Annotated in this window: 1 protein-coding gene; it reads left to right on the top strand. The window is 58.6% G+C overall.

Annotation, left to right across the window (positions count from 1 at the left end; translation table 11 throughout):
- Positions 1-6: 6 nt before the first annotated feature.
- Positions 7-261, top strand: a 255-nt coding sequence (locus SB764_RS41680; protein WP_410866987.1) for an LCP family protein, incomplete at its 3' end; no start/stop codon positions are given.

The following is a 261-nucleotide window of genomic DNA, read 5'->3' as shown; positions in this document are numbered from 1 at the left end:
CTCTGGATCGACATTCCCGGCCATGGCCAAGCAAAAATCAACGCAGCGCTAGCCTTGGGCGGAGTTCCCCTCATGGTTCAAACCGTGGAATCCCTGCTCCAGCAGCGCATCGACCATGTAGCCATGATGGACTTTGAGGGTTTCAAGGGCCTCACAGATGCGCTTGGCGGCGTCGAAGTAGACGTGAAGATTCCGTTCGCTCCGGCGTCGGGCCCAATGAAGGGTCACTACTACGCAGCAGGCAAGCAGACGCTGAACGGC

It is taken from the genome of Paraburkholderia sp. SIMBA_027, from assembly GCF_046535315.1.
In the GTDB taxonomy this organism is placed as follows: domain Bacteria; phylum Pseudomonadota; class Gammaproteobacteria; order Burkholderiales; family Burkholderiaceae; genus Paraburkholderia; species Paraburkholderia tropica.
Note: the sequence above shows the minus strand (reverse complement) of the source record. Positions and strands in the feature narration are given on the sequence as shown.